Below are 19,006 nucleotides of genomic sequence, written 5' to 3' on the forward strand. Positions count from 1 at the left end.
GCACCCTATTGATACAACAAGGAGTGTGTATGTCTGTGCAACAGCAGGATCCCCGTCATGATCCTAACCGCGTGATCCGTGCCCCGCGCGGCATCGAACTGACCGCCAAGAGCTGGCTCACCGAGGCGCCGCTGCGGATGCTGATGAACAACCTGGACCCCGAGGTGGCCGAGCATCCCCAGTCGCTGGTGGTCTATGGCGGCATCGGTCGCGCCGCCCGCAACTGGGCCTGCTTCGACAAGATCGTCGAGGTGCTGACCCGGCTCGAGGAGGATCAGACTCTGCTGGTGCAATCCGGCAAGCCGGTCGGGGTGTTCCAGACCCACAAGGATGCGCCGCGGGTACTGATCGCCAACTCCAATCTGGTGCCGCACTGGGCCAACTGGGAGCACTTCAACGAGCTCGATAAGAAGGGCCTGATGATGTACGGCCAGATGACCGCCGGCTCTTGGATCTACATCGGCACTCAGGGGATCGTGCAGGGCACCTACGAGACCTTCTTCGCGGTGGCTAACCAGCACTTCAACGGCGAACCCAAAGGGCGCTGGATCCTGACCGGTGGTCTTGGCGGCATGGGCGGTGCCCAGCCGCTGGCTGCCACCATGGCCGGCTTCTCGATGATCGCCGTCGAGTGCGACGAGACCCGCATCGATTTTCGTCTGAGCACCCGTTATGTGGACAAGAAGGCTCACACTCTGGATGAGGCGCTGGCCATGGTCGAAGAGGCCAAGCAGAGCGGCACCGCTGTTTCCGTCGGTCTGCTCGGCAACGCCGCCGACGTCTTTGCCGAACTGGTGGCCCGGGGCATCACCCCGGATGTGGTGACCGACCAGACCTCTGCCCACGATCCAGTGCACGGCTATCTGCCGCAGGGTTGGAGCGTTGCCAAGTGGCGCGAGCTGCAACAGAGTGCGCCGCAGGAGGTGAATCTGGCCGCTCGTCGATCCATGGCTCGTCAGGTCGAAGCCATGCTGACCCTGCAAGCCCGCGGTGCGGCGACTCTGGATTACGGCAACAACATCCGGCAGATGGCGCTTGAGGAGGGGGTGAAAAACGCCTTCGACTTCCCCGGCTTCGTCCCCGCCTATATCCGCCCGCTGTTCTGCGAGGGGATCGGCCCGTTCCGCTGGGTAGCCCTCTCCGGCGATCCGGAAGATATCTACAAGACCGATCAGAAGGTGAAAGAGCTGATCCCCGATGATCCTCACCTGCACAACTGGCTCGACATGGCCCGCGAGCGCATCGCGTTTCAGGGGCTGCCGGCACGGATCTGCTGGGTTGGGGTCAAGGATCGGGTACGCCTGGGTCTGGCCTTCAACGAGATGGTGAAAAACGGCGAGTTGAAAGCCCCCATCGTCATCGGCCGCGATCATCTGGATTCCGGCTCGGTGGCGAGCCCGAACCGCGAGACCGAGTCGATGATGGATGGCTCAGATGCCGTCTCCGACTGGCCGCTGCTCAACGCCCTGCTCAACACCGCTGGCGGTGCGACCTGGGTCTCCCTGCACCATGGCGGCGGGGTCGGCATGGGTTTCTCCCAGCACTCCGGCGTGGTGATCGTCTGCGACGGCACCGACGATGCGGCTCGCCGCGTCGGTCGGGTACTGCGCAACGATCCGGCCACCGGGGTGATGCGTCACGCCGACGCGGGCTACGAGATTGCCATCAACTGTGCCCACGAGGCGAAACTGGATCTACCGATGTTAGGCGGCGCCCACGGTGTCAAAGGAAAGGTGTAACACCATGTTTGAATTGACTATTACTCCGGGCGAGCTGGATCTTGCCACCCTGCGCCGCGTCAGCCGCGGGCCGGTACACGCGTCGCTGGATCCCGCCGCCCTGCCGGGGATCCACGCCTCCGCTGCCGTGGTCACCAAGGTGATCGAGCAGAACCGGGTGGTGTATGGCATCAACACCGGCTTTGGCTTGCTGGCCAACACCCGCATTCCGGTGGAGCAGCTGGACGAGTTGCAGCGCTCCATCGTGCTTTCTCATGCGGCAGGGATTGGCACCTATATGGATGACGCCACCGTGCGGCTGATGATGGTGCTCAAGCTCAACTCGCTGGCGCGGGGCTTCTCCGGCATCCGGCTGGCGGTGCTGGAGGCGCTGATGCAGCTCATCAACGCCGAAGTCTATCCGGTGGTGCCAAAGAAGGGCTCCGTCGGTGCCTCAGGCGATCTGGCACCGCTAGCCCATATGAGCTGCCTGCTGATCGGTGAAGGCAAGGCCCGTCATAAGGGCGAGCTGATCGACGCCGCCACGGCGCTGAAAATTGCCGGGCTCGAGCCCATCGCGCTGGCGCCAAAAGAGGGGCTGGCGCTGCTCAACGGCACCCAGGCGAGCACTGCCTTTGCGCTGGAGGGGCTGTTCCACGCCGAGGATCTGTTTGCTGGTGCCATCACCATCGGCGCCATGAGCGTGGAGGCCGCCCTTGGCAGTCGCCGGCCGTTCGATGCCCGGATCCACGCGGTGCGCGGTCAGCGTGGCCAGATTGATGTGGCCGCCTGTTATCGCCACCTGCTGGGGGATCTCAGCGAGATTGGCATGTCCCATCACAACTGCGAAAAGGTGCAGGATCCCTACTCCCTGCGCTGCCAGCCGCAGGTGATGGGGGCCTGCCTGACCCAGATCCGCCAGGCGGCCGAGGTGCTGGTGTGCGAGGCCAACGCGGTCTCCGATAACCCGCTGGTATTTGCCGAGGATGAAGATATCCTCTCCGGCGGCAACTTCCACGCCGAACCCGTGGCCTTCGCCGCCGACAACCTGGCGCTGGCCATCGCCGAGATCGGGTCGCTGTCCGAGCGGCGTATGGCGCTGCTGATCGACTCGCGGATGTCCGGTTTGCCGGCCTTCCTGGTCAACAACGGCGGCGTCAACTCCGGCTTTATGATCGCTCAGGTCACCTCGGCGGCGCTTGCCTCCGAGAACAAGACCCTGGCCCATCCCGCCTCGGTGGACAGCCTGCCCACCTCCGCCAATCAGGAGGATCACGTCTCCATGGCGACCTTCGCCGGCCGTCGACTGGCGGACATGGCCGAGAACACCCGCGGCATTCTGGCGGTGGAACTGCTGGCGGCGGCGCAGGGGCTGGATTTCCGCGCGCCGCTGCGCAGTACCGAGCTGATCGAGCTGGCTAAGGGACGCCTGCGGGAAGAGGTCAGCTTCTACGACAAGGACAGGTACTTCGCGCCGGACATCGAAGCGGCCGCCGCGCTGCTGGGGCGTGCCAGCTACAACGATCTGATCCCGGCCGGCGTGTTGCCGAGCCTGTAAGCCTTGCTCCCCCTTCTCCCTTGGCGGGAGAAGGGTTGGGGATGAGGGGGAAGCCGCTTCACTGGCGTCCGTGAGATCCTGGATCTGATAACAAAAGACCGCCCAATCGGGCGGTCTTTTCGTCTCTGCGATAGTCGGTCACTGGTGCTCGAACATCAGGAACAGATAGACCACGAACAACACCAGATGGGTGGCACCATGGAGCACATTGGTACGGCCGCTGCTGAAGGTCACTTTGCACACCATGAGCGTGGTGACCAGCAGTACCATGTCGGCAGGGTCGAGACCGAGTCGCACCTCCTGACCCAGCAGGGAGCCGATAAAGAGCACGGCGGGCACGGTGAGGGCGATGGTGGCCAGCACCGAGCCGAAGTAGAGGTTCATCGCCCGTTGCAACTGGTTGTTGATGGCCGCCTTGATGGCGCCAACCGCTTCGGGCGCCAGCACGATACAGGCGACGATAAAGCCGCCGAGCGCCTGCGGCGCCGCCATCACCTTGACCCCGTAGTTGATGGGGATGGCGAGGGTCTTGGCCAGCAGGATCACCACCACCAGATAGGCGAGCAGCAGCAGGGTGTGATAGACGTTGCTCTGCAGCGGGCCGTGGTGCTCCTCATAATCCTCGTGGTCGCTGTCGACGAAGAAGTGGCTGTGGCTGCGGGTCTGGATCAGCAGGAAGACCCCGTAGAGCAGTACCGAGATGGTGATGAGCATCCATGACATGGCGCGCGACATGCTGCCAACCGTGCCCCCTTCGGTGAAATTGGGTAGCACCAGACAGAGCAGCGCCAGCGGGATAATGGCCACCAGATAGGATTTGACCCCGTCCAGATTGAAGCTCTGGGTGTGGTAGCGCCAGCCGCCAAACAGCAGGGTAAAACCGACCAGACCGTTGGTCACCAGCATCACCACCGCAAACATGGTGTCGCGGGCCATTACCGGATTGGGCTCGCCGGTCAGCATGACCGAGGAGATCATCACCACCTCCAGCGAGATGACCGACAGGGTGAGGATCAGGGTGCCGAAGGGCTCGCCCAGCTTGATGGCGAGGGCATCGGAATGGCGCACTACCGAGAAGATGGCCCAGGTGACGATGGCAAGCAGCCCCGCCGATACCGGAAGATAGATCCCGAGCGGAGTTGTCTCTGTCAGCAGGTCACTGCCCAGCGTCTTGAAAAAGAGCAGGGTCAGCAGGCCGACGGGCAGGGCAATCTCTTGCCGGATAACTGTCTTCATAGGCAATGGTTCTCTTCTGGGGGGCCGGGATGACCGGGAAAAAATGGACAAGGAGCACAATTATCGATTACACGACAACCAGCCCCCTTATGATAAAGGCAGTTATCCCAGTGCGGGCAGATCATTTTGTTGCTGAATGTAAATCAAGGGTTGAAGTGGCTGGGCAAATGATCCCTGCGCGAGTAAGGGGCAGGGAACCATTGTTGTCACCGCAGCGTCAGGCGCTCTGCGGGTATTGCAGTTGCCACTCCTGTTGCCAGTCCGCTAGCTCTGTCAGGCTCATGGGTTTGCCAAAGACGTAGCCCTGGATCAGATAGACGCCCTGCTGATGGAGATAATCAGCTTGTTCCTGTGTTTCAACACCCTCGGCAATCATCTCCATGCCCGACTTGCGGCCAAAGGCGATGATGGCATCCAGTACGCTGCGCTTGAGATCATGGGTGCCAATGGTATCGACAAACATCTTGTCGATTTTGATCTGGCGGATCCCCAGGCTCTGCAGGTAGGCAAAGCCGCCGTAGCCGGTACCGAAATCATCCAGCTTGAAGTGATACCCCAACTGCTGCAGCAGGGTGATCTCCCGGGTCGCCGCCTGGATATCGAGGATCGGCTTGCGCTCGGTCAGCTCGAAGGTGAGCCGGGTGGGGGCGGGGTGGTGGCAGTCGCTGAGCAGAGTGCGCAGCAAGGGTTGCTCGATATGGGCTGCGACCACGTTGACGCTGACCCACTGCTCTGGCGCCAGTAGTGGCAGGTCGTTGATGACCTGTTGCAACAGCTGCTCGGTCATCGGCAGGATCAGCTGCTGCTCCTCCGCGTAATCGATAAAGGTGTTGGGGGGGATCAGCTCGCTCCCTCGCTGCCAGCGCAGCAGGGCCTCGAAACCAACCACCTGGTGGGAGCGGGTATCCACGACGGGCTGGTAAAAAGGAATAAATTCACGATGTTCCAGCCCTGTTTGCAACAGCCCCTTGAGGGAGCGCCTGTAGCTGCGCAGAAGCCAGTAGATCGCGTTCAATAAACAGCCCACTGCGATGCCAATCCAGAGTCCATAACGTTTTACCTGCTGGAGTGCGTACTCTTTCAGTGCCTTGCCAGCCCAGACAGTTTGTTTGATCAGCTGGCGCTGATCCAGAAAGCTCTGGCTGTAGTTGCTGTTTTCCGTCTTGATAGACCTGTCCCCACGGGGAAAGAGGGTCGGGGCCATGCCCTGATGCCGCTGGGTGAATTCAAGATAGAAGCAGTTGGTACAGGAGTGTTGTATCAGCTGGTGGCTCCAGCTGTTATCGAGTACCCAGTAGGCCAGGTTGTCGCCTACTCTGGCGTAGGCGACAACCTCCTGTTCGGTATTGAATCTGGCGGTGGTGGCTGTCAGGCCATACTTGCTTGCTGGCAGTTCATCGTGATTAAGTTCGTGGATCAGTGGAATACCCAGCCCAAGGCTGGAGCAGCTTTTACCGGATGCCAGCTCCAGTCCCTGCAAGCGGATATGAGTGCTGTAGAAGCGCGGGTCGCGCAGTAGCGCCATGTCATTGGCCCCACAGTTGAAATCAAATTTTGCCAGTTGACTGCTGAGGGCTATGTCGAGTTCGTGATTGCGCTCTTCGGTGGCCATTTTTATTTCGGTCACTTTTTGTTGCAGCAGATGATAGGCCATCTGTGTGCTCTGCCAGGGGGCAAGCAGCTGGCCGATGATGATGGGCACGATAAACAGCAACAAGCTGTTCCACAGTGGGCGGATGGGTTGCATAAGGGACCTGTCTACTTTATGAGACACAAATGAGAAATCCCATAATAGAGCATTAGTGCAATCAATTTGAATCACGCTGATCGCACTTGTTGGATGTTTTTTCAACTATATGATTTTAAATGCTTTTATTATTAACTTTTAGCTAGATTCAATCGCTGACCTGTCATAAATGACAATTGCCCAGCTTATCCGAACTGGATTAAAGTACCCCTGCGGTTTGACTCACCGTGTGTTCAATACTCCTGTATCTGTTTTTTTGTCAGTAGCACAGAGTGTTAGTTTTGATATGAGTGTTCCTTTTGGTCCCTTATCAGGGACCATTTTTCTGCCCGCTATTTCCCTCTTCTCGCACCATCCTTGGTATTCTCTCCGCGCTTTGAGTATGCTGCCCGCTTAAATTGCAGAAGCGGGATCTTCATCCATAGCAGTGCTCCGATCGCCGCTGCTACCATGAGGTCACAAGGATGATGCTGGGCATACGGAAAGGCGCATGAAACTCACTACACAGCTTGTCTCGTTTATCACCCTGTGCGTGATTGCCGCTATGGCGACCGTGCTGGTTGGCGGTGTAATCAGTTTTCGCGAGCTGGGGATGGAGCTGCAGCAGAAGAAGGTCAATGCGCTGGTTGAGGTGATCGACAAGCAGTTCGATTCCGCCCATGAGATGGATGAGATGAGCCACTGGCTGCCGACGCTGCTGCGAGCCTCCCATGTGGTTGAGCTGGAAGTGCGTCAGAATGACCAGCGAGTCTACTGGTTTCGCGATGTGCAGCGTTCGGTTGATGAGCAGCTGTTGCTGCCATACAGCAAGGCGCTTGCTCATCAGAGTGGTATGCAGGTCAATTTAAAACTGGAGCGCCCCTTCAAGGAGGCAGAGTACTCCATGAAGGCGATGTCCGGCGTTTCGTTGGGCGTCTTTATCGTGGTGTTCGGCCTCTGGTACTCCATTCGCTGGCTGCGCCAGCAACTGCGCGGTGCCGAGTTGCTGGCCGAACGCGCCCAGCTGATCCTCGATGACAAACTCTCCAAACTGAATCACGATCCCGCCGAAGAGTGGCCGGTGGCCGCCAGTCAGGCGTTTGATCATCTGCTGGCCGAGTTGGCAGATGCCCGCAAGGAGCGCAGCCGCTTCGATAACTTCATCCGCAGCAATGCGTTCGTCGACAAGATGACCGGCATTGGCAACCGTCTTTTCTTCGACAACCGGCTCGAGAGCGCCATCATGGAGGCGAGCGTGATGAGCGGCGGCGTGTTGCTGATCGATCTCGCCTGCTTGGAGGATCTGGAGGCCGAGCAGTTCGACTTGCTGGGGCATGACCTGATGCTGGAGGCGAGCGCGACGATCGGGGCCTTTGTGCGCAAGCATAGTGGTGCTTTGCAGGCTCGTTACGCCGGTCAGGTGTTTGCCGTATTACTGCCCAATATGTCCGAGAGCGAGATGGTGGATAGCGCCAGCCAGCTGCTCAAGAGTCTGCAGCGCCTTCACTGGCCGCAGGAGGTCAATCCGGAGACGGCGGTCTATCTCGGCGCGGTCTGCTATCAGGCGCAGGATTCGCTGCTCAAGGTGCAGGAGGAGGCCGAGCTGGCCCTCAAGAGTGCCCGCCTGCAGGGGCACAACGGCTGGTTCCTCTTCGAGAAGCAGCTGGATGAGGAGGTGAGCAGCAAAGGCACAGTGCGTTGGCGCACTCTCATCAGCCGTCGGCTCGAGGAGCATGGCATCGACTTCTATATCCAGCCGATCCAGCAGGATCATGGCCAGGTGATATTGCAGCAGGAGCTGCTGACCTATATCCATGACGAACAGGGGAGAGCCCTGCAGGCGGGGATCTTCATGCCGATGGCGGAGAAGGTGGGCCTGTTGCTGCAACTGGATCGACTGGTCGTTGAACAGACCCTGAGGCTGCTGCGCCAGCGCTCCGAGCAGAGCTGCCCCATCAGCCTGACCCTGAGCGCGCAGAGTCTGCTCAACCGCGAGTTCCAGCGCTGGCTCTTCTTCGACTTGTTCCAACTGCCGCGCAGCACTAATGAGCGGCTGGTTTTGCAGCTCTCCGAATCTCAGGTAACCCGCCACTTCGAAGCGCTCAAGCGGCCATTGCGCTCCTTGCGGATGCTTGGTTGCAAGCTGGCCATCGATCATGCTGGTCAGGATGTGGTGAGCACCCAGTACATCAAGGAGTTCGAGATCAACTTCCTCAAGCTGCATCCCAGCCTGGTGCGGGAGATCCATACCCGCCAGGTCAATCAGATGGCGGTACGCAGTCTGGTGGGGGGGTGTGCCAATACCCCGACCCGGGTACTGGCGGTGGGTGTCGAGAGTGGTGAGGAGTGGAATATGCTGCGCCACCTCGGGGTGCATGCGGGGCAAGGTCCCTGGTTTGCCCCGCCGGAGCGGCTGGTCATGGGCGCTGCCGACGCCTGACGAGTCAGAATCGCCTCTGCTCCCTGAGCCCGGCCAACCCCTGCATGCCGCCAGTGTGGATAAAGACGATCCTGCTGCCCGGGGCAACACGGCCAGCTTCCAGTTCGCGAAACAGCCCCCACATCGCTTTGCCGCTATAGATGGGCTCCAGCGGCAGGCCGGTTTCAGCGCTGAAATCCTGTACCCACTGCCAGAGCGCCGGGCTGAATCTGGCATAACCGCCATCGTGGTGATCCAGCGCGATCCGCCAGCCTAGGCGCGTAGCGGCGGCCGGGTAAAGACGGCGCACTTCGTCGGCGATAAAGCCGCCCCCCTTTAGCACCGCGATGGCGAGGATCTGCTCACGTTCCCGTTTGCCAGCGACCAGGCCCGCCAGGGTGCCGCCGCTGGCACAGGGCAGTACCCAGAGATCCGGTGAGAAAGGGAGTTCGTCTACCAGCTCGGCTACCCCGGGGATGGCGAGTGGGCTGCTGCCCCCTTCCGGGACGATCAGGGTATCTGGTGCCTCGAACTGCGCCAGCCAATCAGGATCCTGCCGACGCCGATAACTCTGGCGATCGACGAAAACGAGATCCATGCCCCAGCGTCTGGCATCCCTCAGGGTAGAGTTACTGACGGCATCCACTTCGCCCCGTATGATACCGGTAGTACGAAGACCAGATTGGCGCCCTGCAGCCGCTAACGCGTGGATATGATTGGAGTAAGCGCCGCCAAACGAGAGCAAATGGTGTTTGCCGTGTTCACGGGCATAGTGCAGATGGTATTTGAGCTTGCGCCACTTGTTGCCGGAGATGGCTGGATGGATCAGGTCATCCCGCTTGCACCAGAGTTCGACGCCATAGCGCGTCAGCAAGGGATGCTGGATGAGTAGCAGTGGGGAGGGCAGGATGGCCAGGCCATCCGTGGCTTCGGAGTGAGGGTCGGCTTGCAAAGGTGAGTCCGTCTTTTATCTGGAGGCTAATCTTCTGTTTATGTTAACATTTCACACATTTAACCAATAATGATGGGGCGGGCTAACATGAAACAACTGTTCAGACGGTCGACGCCAAGCCGCCAGGTGGGGCTCTTGCTGGCCAATGACAGGATCATGCTGGCTGCGGTGGGCAACCCCCCCGTCTTTGCGACGCGCGCCATCAATGGCCCACAGGAGTGGGCTACCGCCATGACCGAGTTGTTCAGCCGCCATGGGTTGGCCAAGTCTACGGTGCGGGTGGCCCTTGCTGCCACTCTTTATCAACAGATCCAGATCGACAAGCCTGCCGTGCCCGATGCCGAGATGGCGGGGGCGCTTCCCTGGGCCATCAAAGATTATGTCAGCGAGCCGGTGCTGCAACTGGCGATGGATTATGTGGATTTACCAACCCCTCCGGCCGGTCGGCCGCGGATCAATGTGATTTGCCTGCCCAAGAGCCGGGTGCAACAGCTGGCCGATGCCATCAACGGCATCGCCACCCTGCAATCCATCATCAGCGACGAACTGGCGCTCACCTCTCTGTACGACGCAGATGACGCGGTGCGCATGTTGCTGTGGCAGCCCAAGGGGCAGGACCTGCAACTGCTGGTCTTCCATCAGGGGGGGCTCTGCTTCTCCCGCCAGTTGCGCGGTTTTACCAGCCTGACCGGCGAACAGGAGCCCGACAGCATGCTGCTCGATTCGCTGGCGCTGGAGATCCAGCGCTCTCTCGACTATCTGGCGGGGCAGCTCAAGTTGCCGGAGCTGGGTCAGATGCAGTTTGCCGTCGCCTCGCCCTTTATCGGTACTTTGGTGCGTCACATGGAGCAGACCTTCGGTTTTAACGTCTCCGCGATGGCCAACAAGGCCATATTGGCCGGGGTTGAGTACCTGTCGGCTTACGCTGCCGCCATCGGGGAGGATGCCTGATGAAACGCCAGATAAACCTCTATGGTGCCGAATTTCGCCCCAAACGGCAGTGGGCCAGTCTCAATCAGATGGCGCTGGTGTGGGGGGGCGCGCTGGTGCTGATCCTGCTGGCGTGCTTCGGTTACGGCTGGCAGCAGCAGCAGGTCAGCCGGGCACTGATACAGGTCAATGCCGAGCTGGAACTCAAACGCAGCGAGGCGCAGCGGCTCGATGCCGAGCTGGCCCGTCATCAGGCCGATCCCGCTTTGCAGCAACAGCTGGTCAACAAACAGGATGATCTGACTGCCAAGCAGGGATTGTTGCGTCAGCTGGGCAGCCTGACCCTGCAAAAATCCCAAGGCTACGCCAGTGTGATGGCAGATTTGTCCCGCATTCGCAGCAGCAACCTCTCGTTGCAGCGCATCGAAATCAACGAAGGGCGGATCAACCTCTCCGGTTTTGCCGGTCGCAGTCAGGATGTGCCGGCCTGGGTCAACCGCTTCAAGCAGACCCCGACTCTGGTGGGCAAGGAGTTTGGCGAGTTGACCCTGAGCCGTGACAAGGAGGGGCGCCTGACCTTCCAGTTGAGCGGCATCGCACGGGAGAAACCCTGATGAACCTGAAAGCACAATGGCAGGCATGGAGTCAGCGCATTGCCGGGCTGAGTCAGCGGGAGCGGCTGTTGATCATGCTGACCGGGCTGGTGTTGCTGGTGGCTGGCAGTGTTTATGGCTGGCTCGATGGGGCCGATACCCGGCTGCGTCAGGATCGTATCGCCTTGAGCGCCGCCGAGCGGGATCTCGAGATCATGGAGCTGGAGAACCTCGGCAAGCAGGCCAGGCTCAAGCGGGATCCAAGTCAAGGGGTGCATGATCAGCTGGCACAGGTGGAGGCTGACCTGGCACGGGTTGATGCCGAGCTCAAAGCCCAGACTGTGGATCTTATTCCTGCGTACGAGATGCCGCTGGTGCTGGAGGCGCTGCTCTCCCGCTCTGCCAATCTCCATATGCTGGCGCTCAGCTCGCTGGAGCCGACACCGCTGATGGCGGGAGAGCAGAAGGTCAACCTCTACAAGCATGGTATCAAGATCCAGCTTGAGGGGGGGTATTTCGATGTGTATCAATATCTTAAGGCGCTAGAAGCCTTGCCGCGCCACTTCTACTGGAAGCAGTTCGACTATCAGGTCAAAGCCTATCCCGGCGCCGTGGTGGAGATGGAGATCTACACCCTGAGTACCAGCAAGGAGTTTATTCGTGGCTAGATGGTTTGCATTGTGTTGTTGCCTGCTCAGCCTGCTGGTGCAGGCTGAGCAGGTCGAGGTATTGCAGGATCCCACTGCGCCGCTGGCTGATGTGACGATGGGGGCCAAAACGACCGCCCAGAGCAATGCCGGTGTGCCGAAACTGCAGAGCATCATGCTGGGCAATGGCCCCGCACTGGCGGTGCTCAATGGCAAAAGTTATCGGGTGGGCCAGCAGGTGGACGGCTATACGCTGATCTCCATCACGGCGGATGCCGTGGTGCTGGAAAAGGCGGGAAAACGCCACTCAGTGTCACTGTTTGCCAGCAAGATCCGGGTTTGAGTCGGTCTTGCCTCTTGGGCAAGCCTGGTTTATCGAATTTAATTGCAAGTCAGGGTGCATTAATTACATGAAAACACACCGTCTCTGTCTGATCTCCGCGGCCATGCTGGCTGCTGGCTGTACCACGTATCAGCACCCCGAGCCGACTCAGGCCAAGGATGCGCTCAAGCACGCCATGAACGAACAGCAGACACAGGCGGCCCCTTTGACGACGCTGCCAAAATCGGTGCAGAGCGAATTGCTGCAACTGAACCGGCCACAGGTTCCGGTCGGCATGCCCGAGAAGCGACTGCGCATTGCAGCCAATGATGTGGAGGCGGTGGAGTTTTTCGGCTCTCTGTTCAAGGGCTCCCGTTACAGCGTGGCCGTTCATCCCGGGGTGTCCGGACTGGTCTCCGTTGAACTCAAGGATGTGACTCTGCCGGAAGTGCTGGCGGTGGTCGGTGACATGTACGGCTTTGACGTGCAGCGCAAGGGCAATGTGTTCCATATCTACCCCTCTGGCCTGCGCACCGAGACCATTCCGGTCAACTACCTGATGATGGCCCGCCGCGGTCTCTCCCGTACTTCGGTCAGCACTGGCGGGGTAACGGCCAGCGACGGTAACAGTGGCAGCAATAACAGCAGTTTTGACAGCACCTCGAACAACAGCGGTACCAATACCTCCTCCAGCAACAACTCGAGCGGTGACAGCAGCAATGGCACTCGCATCGAGACCGACACCAACAGCGATTACTGGACCGATCTGCGTGACTCCCTGCAGACCCTGATCGGCAACGGTGACGGCCGTGCCGTGATCACCAGCCCGCAAGCGGGTCTGGTGACCATCCGCGCTTATCCCAATGAACTCAAGGCGGTACGTGAGTTCCTCAATCAGTCCGAGAGTCATCTCAAACGTCAAGTGGTGCTGGAAGCGCGGATCATCGAGGTCTCCCTCAACGAAGGGTATGAGCAGGGGGTGGACTGGAGCGGCCTTTCCGCCAGCTGGGATGGTAACAAGGGGATCACTGGCGGCGGCTCTTTGCAAACCAGCACTATTGCCAAAACCCCAAACCAGATCTTTACTGCGCTGGGAGGTGGTGCCGGTTTTACCATCTCTGATGGCAACTTCAACGTGGCGGTCAATCTGCTCAAGACCCAGGGTGATGTGAATACCCTCTCCAGTCCGCGTGTCACTGCGACCAACAACCAGAAAGCGGTGATCAAGGTGGGTACCGACGAATACTTCGTGACCAATGCATCGACCACCACGGTGACCTCGACCGGCACGGCTGAGCCTATCGTCACCCCCAATGTGGAACTGACCCCCTTCTTCTCCGGTATCGCGCTGGATGTGACGCCGCAGATCGATGAAGAGGGCAAGGTGCTGCTTCATATCCATCCCTCCGTTATCGACACTGAAGAGCAGACGAAAACCATCAACGTCGGAACCGCCAAACCGCTGGTGCTGCCGCTGGCCAAGAGCTCGATCCGTGAGTCTGATACCGTGGTGCAGGCCAATAACGGCGACATCATCGTGATCGGCGGTCTGATGAAGACCGACAAGCAGGAGATTGTCAGCAAGGTGCCCTTGCTCGGTGATATCCCCTGGGTTGGCGAAGCCTTTACCAACCGCCGCGAGAGCACCAAGAAGGTGGAGCTGGTGATTATGCTTAAACCGACCGTGGTGGAGAAAGATACCTGGCAAAACGAGCTGCAGCGCTCCTCCGAGCTGCTCGACAAGTGGTATCCGGCCAAGGGCTGAATCATGACGCACCATGCGGTCACCCTTATCCCGAACGGCCTGTGCTGCCTTGTCAGCACAGGCTTCTTGTATGCCGTGGCAGGTGACCCCCCATGTACCTGACCCACTTCGGCCTACAGGAGGCGCCGTTCAGCCTCACCCCCAATACCGGCTTCTACTACGGCCTGCCGCCTCACGAAGAGGCGCTGCAGGTGCTCAATTGGGCGCTGGCGCAGGGGGAAGGGTTTATCAAGGTGACCGGCGAGGTGGGCACCGGCAAGACCCTGCTCTGCCGCAAGCTGCTAAGCGAGTTGGGCTCGGAAGAGCGGCCGGTGCGGCTTGCCTGGTTGCCCAATCCCCACCTCACGCCAGCCGAGCTGCGTATCGCGCTGGCACTGGAGCTGGGTTTGGCGGTGCGGGATCAGAGCGAGCTGGATCTCACCGATCGCATCCATCGCCACCTGATCAGTCTGCACCAGCAGGGGAGCCGGGTGGTGGTCTTGATCGACGAGGCGCAAGCGTTGCCGGACGAGACCCTGGAGGCGATCCGGCTGTTCGGCAATCTTGAGACCGAGTCGAGCAAGTTGTTGCAGATCGTGCTGTTTGGCCAGCCCGAGCTGGATGCCCGACTGGCCAAGCCCCATCTGCGCCAGCTACGCCAGCGGATTGGTTTCTCTTACTGCCTGCGCCCGCTGCGTTTTGACGAGACCCGCGCCTATCTGGAGCACAGATTGCAGGTCTCCGGGTATCGTGGGGCACCGCTGTTTGCCGGTTACGCCATCCGTCTGTTGTGGCGGGCATCGCGAGGGATCCCGAGACTTATCAATATCCTGGCGCACAAGTGCCTGATGCTTGCCTACGGTCAGGGTGTGCGCCAGATCGACAGCCGTCTGGTGTGGCTCGCCATTCGCGATACCGACGATGCCAATCGCTTTGCGCCATTACGCTGGTGGCCATTGTTACTGTTGCTGGGGTGTGCCCTGGCTTATGGAGTCTGGTCATGAGCGTCATCAACCAGATGCTGAAGGATCTGGATCAGCGCCAGCAAGGATCCGATGGTGCTGCCGTCTATATTGCTCCTGCGCGCCAGCAGGGGTGGTGGATGTTGTTGCTGACCCTGATCTGCGGGCTGGCGCTGGGGATCCTCGGGTGGCGAACCTGGATCTACTGGCAGCAAACCCATCCCGTGGTGATCGCCAGTGAAGCCGTCGCCGCTGATGCGGTGGCTCCCGATGTGGTGACAAGGGCCGCCGCGCCGGTCAGTGAGACCGAGCCAGCTGAAGTGACGGCAGCTCTGCCGCTGCCCAGACATGAACCACGTGCCGTCGACGACAGTGAGGGCAATTTTGCAGAAGGAGAAGCCGCCGATGGTGCCCCCTTTGATGCCTCCAGCGAGGTTGATGAGCGCACGCCGAGCGATGAGGAGCTGCAACCCGAACTCTATGCCGAGCTGGCTGCCGAGCAGCAGGCTGTCGCTAGCTCGCCGCGCAAACCGAGCGTATTGAAGATCGAGACGGTAGAGTTGTCAGCCAAGGAGCTGGCGACACTGGCAGAGCGCAAGGCGACCACCGCCATGGCCAAGGGGAACCTGCGGGATGCACAGGATAACTATTACCAGGTTCTGGCCCATGATCCTTACAACCAGGGCGCACGGGAGCAGCTGGCCGGGTTGCTCTATGGCGAGGGCCGCCTGACCGAGGCGCGCCAGCTGCTGGAAGAGGGGATTCGGATCGAGCCGCAGCAGGCTGACTTTCGTCTGTTGCTGGCCCGTCTCGCCATCAGCGAGGGGCAGCAGCAGCAGGCGCTTGGCTGGCTATCCGGTTATCAGCCTGATCTTGCCAGCAACATGGACTATTACGCTACCTGGGCCGGATTGACCCAGGAGCTGGGCCAGAATGCCGATGCGGCAAATCTCTATGTGAAACTGCTGCGTCAGCAGCCGGATCAGGGGCGCTGGTGGCTGGGGCTCGGTGTGGCCGAAGATGGCCAGGGCCACAGCCAGCGGGCTCTCGATGCCTATCGCAACGCCCTGCTGCACGGCAACCTCGGTGAGGCGTCGACCAGCTGGCTGGAACAACGTATTGGCCAACTAACCCCTTGATAAATTGCAGGTTCGATTAGCGAAGCGTAATCGAACGCGGTAACGGGTGTGAAGTAACAGACATCGGAGCAAAAATGGCACAACCCAGACTGAAGATGCGCCTCGGCGACCTGCTGGTACAAGAGCAGATCATCTCTGATGATCAGCTGCAGCTTGCCCTGCAGCAGCAGCGTCAGACCGGCCGCAAGCTGGGCACCACCCTCATCGACCTCGGCTTTATCAGCGAGGTGCAGCTGCTGCAATTTCTTGCCCGTCAGCTGGATGTGCCCTTCTTCGATCTCAATAACCTCACCATCGATGCAGCCGCGGTGCCGCTGTTGCCTGAGGTGCAGGCGCGCCGTTACCGGGCGCTGGCGGTCAATCTTACCGACGACCGGGTGACGGTCGCCATGTCGGATCCGGCGGATTTGAGCGCGCTTGATGCCATCGCGGCCCTGCTCAGCCCGCGCATCATGGTGCTGGCAGTCGCCCGCGAAGGGCAGTTGCTGGAGTATTTCGACCGCCTCTATCGCCGTACCCGCGAGATCGAGAGCTTCGCCGAGCAGTTGCAGGAGGAGTATCAGGACTCCGGTTTCGAGCTGGGCTCCAGTAATTTGGGTGCCAATGACGAAGGGGAGGCGACAGTGGCCAAGCTGCTGCGCTCCCTGTTCGAGGATGCGGTACAGGTAGGCGCCTCGGATATCCATATCGAGCCGGACGAGAAGGTACTGCGCATTCGTCAGCGGATAGACGGCATCCTCCACGAAAATATCCTCAACGAAGTGCGTATCGCCCAGGCGTTGGTGCTGCGCCTCAAGCTGGTGGCGGGGCTCGATATCTCCGAGAAACGCTTGCCGCAGGATGGTCGCTTCAACATGAAGGTGCGTGGCCGTGACGTGGATGTGCGGATGTCCACCATGCCGGTGCAGTATGGCGAGTCGGTGGTGATGCGTCTGCTGGATCAATCTTCCGGCATCCTTTCGCTGACTGAAACCGGGATGCCGCCGGAGATCCTGACCCGCTTCCGCCGTCAGCTCAAACGGCCGCACGGGATGATCCTGGTGACAGGTCCGACCGGTAGCGGCAAGACCACCACGCTCTATGGCGCGCTCTCCGAGCTCAATCAGTCCAGCAACAAGATCATCACGGTAGAAGACCCGGTGGAGTATCGCCTCTCCCGCGTCAATCAGGTGCAGGTCAATCCCAAGATCGGTCTCACCTTCTCCCACGTGCTGCGCTCAACCCTGCGTCAGGATCCGGACATCCTGTTGGTGGGGGAGATGCGGGATAACGAGACGGTAGAGATTGGCCTGCGTGGCGCCATAACCGGTCACCTGGTGCTGACCACCTTGCACACCAACGATGCCGTCACCAGTGCCCTGCGCCTCATCGACATGGGGGCGCCCGGCTATCTGGTGGCGAGTGCGCTGCGGGCCGTAGTTGCCCAGCGGCTGGTGCGGCGGGTGTGTGAACACTGCGTCGAGGAGACTGCGCCGGATGAAGGGCAGGCCACCTGGCTCACCGTGCTCTCCGGCGAGACGCCCGGCCAGCACACCTATCACAAGGGGCGTGGTTGCCAGAGCTGCAACTTCACGGGGTACTCTGGCCGGATCGGGGTCTACGAGCTGCTGGAGCTGGATCAGCCGATGATGGATGCCTTGCGCCGCAACGATGCGGAAGGGTTTGCCAAGGCGGCTCGCCAGCATGTGCATTACCGGCCGCTGGCTCTCACTGCACTGGATTATGCCCGTCAGGGCATCACCTCGGTGGATGAGGTGTTGCGACTGGCTGAGGATCTGGGGTAAGCGATGGCTAACTTTGCTTACAAGGGGCGCGACAGCCAGGGCAACGCCACCAGTGGCGTGGTCGAAGCGGCCAATGAGATGGCTGCTGCCGAGCAGCTGATGCGCCGTGGCGTGATGCCTACCGAGCTCAAACCGGGCAAGGCCAAATCTGCCGCCATCGACTGGTCGTTGTTGCTGGAAGGGGGCGTCAAACTGGATGAGCTGGTGATCTTTTGTCGCCAGATGTATGCCCTGACCCGGGCCGGGATCCCGATCCTGCGTGCTATCTCCGGGCTGGAGGAGGGCACTCACAGCAAGCCGCTCAAGCGGGCGCTGCATTCGTTGGGGGAAGATCTGGGCAACGGCCGCCCATTATCCAGTTCGATGCAGGCTCATCCCAGGGTGTTCAGCAGCCTCTTTATCGCCATTATCCACGTAGGGGAGAACACCGGTCAGCTGGAAGAGGCCTTCCTGCAACTTGCCACTTATTTTGAACTGGAACTGGAGACCCGCAAGCGGATCAAGACCGCCATGCGTTACCCCAGCTTCGTGCTGATTGCCATCGGTATTGCCATGGTGATCCTCAATATCATGGTGATCCCGGTTTTTGCCGGGATGTTCGCCAAATTCGGGGTGGAGTTGCCGCTGGCGACTCGTATTCTGCTCGCCACCTCCCACTTCTTTGTCCACTACTGGTGGCTGCTGCTCGCCATTCTGGCGGGGATGGTGTTTGGCTGGCGGCGCTGGGTCGCGACGGTGAAAGGCAAGCTCACCTGGCATCGTTGGCAACTCAAGTTGCCGATTGTCGGCACCATCATAGAGCGCTCACTGCTGGCCCGGTTCGCCCGCAGTTTTTCGATGATGCTCAAAGCCGGGGTGCCACTCAACACGGCGTTGATGCTGGTGGCCGACGCAGTGGATAACGCGTACATGGCGGGGCGGGTGCGGGATATGCGGGCTGGTATCGAGCGGGGTGAAAGTCTGCTGCGTACGGCGGCAAGCAGTGGCCTGTTTACACCCTTGGTGATGCAGATGATTGCAGTGGGAGAGGAGACCGGCCAGGTCGATGACCTGCTGCACGAGGCGGCCGAGTATTACGAGCGGGAGGTGGATTATGACCTCAAGAGTCTCACCGCCCGGATCGAGCCGATCCTGATTGGGATCGTGGCCGTGATGGTGCTGATCCTGGCGCTGGGTATCTTCACCCCGATGTGGGACATGATGCGTGCTGTAAGAGGCAAATAATTCGCGGTTACCTGATTCTTGGCACTCCCGAGTGGGGACATGACAAGAGCCG

15 protein-coding genes are annotated in these 19,006 nt (G+C 60.3%); 12 read left to right on the forward strand and 3 right to left on the reverse strand.

All coding sequences use genetic code 11. The features are described 5' to 3' along the window. Window positions 1–29: 29 nt before the first annotated feature. Both hutU and hutH read left to right on the forward strand, forming a co-directional pair. On the forward strand, window positions 30–1,739 hold the full coding sequence (gene hutU, locus ACE1BR_RS17370) for a urocanate hydratase (RefSeq protein ID WP_374872441.1): 1,710 nt from the start codon (window positions 30–32) through the stop codon (window positions 1,737–1,739). A 4-nt stretch (window positions 1,740–1,743) separates the two neighbouring features. Beyond that, window positions 1,744–3,276, forward strand: a complete 1,533-nt coding sequence (gene hutH, locus ACE1BR_RS17375) for a histidine ammonia-lyase (protein ID WP_374872443.1) — start codon at window positions 1,744–1,746, stop codon at window positions 3,274–3,276. 138 nt (window positions 3,277–3,414) lie between these two features. Here hutH and ACE1BR_RS17380 read toward each other — a convergent pair whose 3' ends face one another. Together ACE1BR_RS17380 and ACE1BR_RS17385 are read right to left on the reverse strand one after the other, a co-directional pair. Continuing rightward, the gene (locus ACE1BR_RS17380; RefSeq protein ID WP_374872445.1) at window positions 3,415–4,512 is read right to left on the reverse strand and encodes a calcium:proton antiporter; all 1,098 of its coding nucleotides are present in this window, start codon (window positions 4,510–4,512) and stop codon (window positions 3,415–3,417) included. Window positions 4,513–4,729: 217 nt separating this feature from the next. Beyond that, entirely contained in the window at window positions 4,730–6,259 is a 1,530-nt protein-coding gene (locus ACE1BR_RS17385) for an EAL domain-containing protein (protein WP_374872447.1), read from the reverse strand. Window positions 6,260–6,749: 490 nt separating this feature from the next. Here ACE1BR_RS17385 and ACE1BR_RS17390 point away from each other — a divergent pair, with 490 nt between their 5' ends. Then, on the forward strand, window positions 6,750–8,678 hold the full coding sequence (locus ACE1BR_RS17390) for an EAL domain-containing protein (RefSeq protein WP_374872449.1): 1,929 nt from the start codon (window positions 6,750–6,752) through the stop codon (window positions 8,676–8,678). Between the two features lie 4 nt (window positions 8,679–8,682). Here ACE1BR_RS17390 and ACE1BR_RS17395 read toward each other — a convergent pair whose 3' ends face one another. After that, window positions 8,683–9,609, reverse strand: coding sequence for a 1-aminocyclopropane-1-carboxylate deaminase/D-cysteine desulfhydrase (locus tag ACE1BR_RS17395; protein ID WP_374872451.1), 927 nt, complete (start codon window positions 9,607–9,609; stop codon window positions 8,683–8,685). An 87-nt stretch (window positions 9,610–9,696) separates the two neighbouring features. On the opposite strand from ACE1BR_RS17395, the gene ACE1BR_RS17400 reads away from it, so the two are divergent. The 9 genes from ACE1BR_RS17400 (at window position 9,697) to ACE1BR_RS17440 (ending at window position 18,954) form a co-directional block, all read left to right on the forward strand. Continuing rightward, on the forward strand, window positions 9,697–10,560 hold the full coding sequence (locus ACE1BR_RS17400) for an MSHA biogenesis protein MshI (protein WP_374872453.1): 864 nt from the start codon (window positions 9,697–9,699) through the stop codon (window positions 10,558–10,560). Continuing rightward, entirely contained in the window at window positions 10,560–11,153 is a 594-nt protein-coding gene (locus ACE1BR_RS17405) for a PilN domain-containing protein (protein WP_374872455.1), read from the forward strand. The genes ACE1BR_RS17400 and ACE1BR_RS17405 overlap by 1 nt, the downstream gene beginning before the upstream one ends. Then, a complete protein-coding gene (locus ACE1BR_RS17410) occupies window positions 11,153–11,800 on the forward strand; it encodes an MSHA biogenesis protein MshJ (RefSeq protein WP_374872457.1) in 648 nt (215 codons plus the stop codon). The genes ACE1BR_RS17405 and ACE1BR_RS17410 overlap by 1 nt, the downstream gene beginning before the upstream one ends. Then, window positions 11,793–12,122: an MSHA biogenesis protein MshK gene (locus ACE1BR_RS17415; protein WP_374872459.1), complete on the forward strand. Its 330-nt coding sequence runs from the start codon at window positions 11,793–11,795 to the stop codon at window positions 12,120–12,122. The genes ACE1BR_RS17410 and ACE1BR_RS17415 overlap by 8 nt, the downstream gene beginning before the upstream one ends. A gap of 67 nt (window positions 12,123–12,189) precedes the next feature. Continuing rightward, a complete protein-coding gene (gene mshL, locus ACE1BR_RS17420) occupies window positions 12,190–13,866 on the forward strand; it encodes a pilus (MSHA type) biogenesis protein MshL (protein ID WP_374872461.1) in 1,677 nt (558 codons plus the stop codon). A 92-nt stretch (window positions 13,867–13,958) separates the two neighbouring features. Further along, complete coding sequence (locus ACE1BR_RS17425) at window positions 13,959–14,849, forward strand: ExeA family protein (protein WP_374872463.1); 891 nt, start codon at window positions 13,959–13,961, stop codon at window positions 14,847–14,849. Further along, window positions 14,846–15,946, forward strand: a complete 1,101-nt coding sequence (locus tag ACE1BR_RS17430) for a tetratricopeptide repeat protein (protein WP_374872465.1) — start codon at window positions 14,846–14,848, stop codon at window positions 15,944–15,946. The genes ACE1BR_RS17425 and ACE1BR_RS17430 overlap by 4 nt, the downstream gene beginning before the upstream one ends. A gap of 74 nt (window positions 15,947–16,020) precedes the next feature. Further along, window positions 16,021–17,730 (forward strand): MSHA fimbrial ATPase MshE, encoded by a 1,710-nt coding sequence (mshE, locus tag ACE1BR_RS17435; RefSeq protein ID WP_374872467.1) that lies wholly within the window; start codon window positions 16,021–16,023, stop codon window positions 17,728–17,730. Between the two features lie 3 nt (window positions 17,731–17,733). After that, window positions 17,734–18,954: a type II secretion system F family protein gene (locus ACE1BR_RS17440; RefSeq protein ID WP_374872469.1), complete on the forward strand. Its 1,221-nt coding sequence runs from the start codon at window positions 17,734–17,736 to the stop codon at window positions 18,952–18,954. The last annotated feature ends 52 nt before the right edge of the window (window positions 18,955–19,006 follow it).

Origin of the sequence: Aeromonas sp. MdU4 (genome assembly GCF_041929505.1) — a bacterium.
Classification (GTDB): Bacteria; Pseudomonadota; Gammaproteobacteria; order Enterobacterales; family Aeromonadaceae; genus Aeromonas.

Excerpts from the sequence above, each read along its gene's own strand:
- hutU (WP_374872441.1), top strand. The coding sequence starts at position 30 with ATGTCTGTGCAACAGCAGGATCCCCGTCATGATCCTAACCGCGTGATC.
- hutH (WP_374872443.1), top strand. The coding sequence starts at position 1,744 with ATGTTTGAATTGACTATTACTCCGGGCGAGCTGGATCTTGCCACCCTG.
- ACE1BR_RS17380 (WP_374872445.1), bottom strand. The coding sequence starts at position 4,512 with ATGAAGACAGTTATCCGGCAAGAGATTGCCCTGCCCGTCGGCCTGCTG.
- ACE1BR_RS17385 (WP_374872447.1), bottom strand. The coding sequence starts at position 6,259 with ATGCAACCCATCCGCCCACTGTGGAACAGCTTGTTGCTGTTTATCGTG.
- ACE1BR_RS17390 (WP_374872449.1), top strand. The coding sequence starts at position 6,750 with ATGAAACTCACTACACAGCTTGTCTCGTTTATCACCCTGTGCGTGATT.
- ACE1BR_RS17400 (WP_374872453.1), top strand. The coding sequence starts at position 9,697 with ATGAAACAACTGTTCAGACGGTCGACGCCAAGCCGCCAGGTGGGGCTC.
- ACE1BR_RS17405 (WP_374872455.1), top strand. The coding sequence starts at position 10,560 with ATGAAACGCCAGATAAACCTCTATGGTGCCGAATTTCGCCCCAAACGG.
- ACE1BR_RS17410 (WP_374872457.1), top strand. The coding sequence starts at position 11,153 with ATGAACCTGAAAGCACAATGGCAGGCATGGAGTCAGCGCATTGCCGGG.
- mshL (WP_374872461.1), top strand. The coding sequence starts at position 12,190 with ATGAAAACACACCGTCTCTGTCTGATCTCCGCGGCCATGCTGGCTGCT.
- ACE1BR_RS17425 (WP_374872463.1), top strand. The coding sequence starts at position 13,959 with ATGTACCTGACCCACTTCGGCCTACAGGAGGCGCCGTTCAGCCTCACC.
- ACE1BR_RS17430 (WP_374872465.1), top strand. The coding sequence starts at position 14,846 with ATGAGCGTCATCAACCAGATGCTGAAGGATCTGGATCAGCGCCAGCAA.
- mshE (WP_374872467.1), top strand. The coding sequence starts at position 16,021 with ATGGCACAACCCAGACTGAAGATGCGCCTCGGCGACCTGCTGGTACAA.
- ACE1BR_RS17440 (WP_374872469.1), top strand. The coding sequence starts at position 17,734 with ATGGCTAACTTTGCTTACAAGGGGCGCGACAGCCAGGGCAACGCCACC.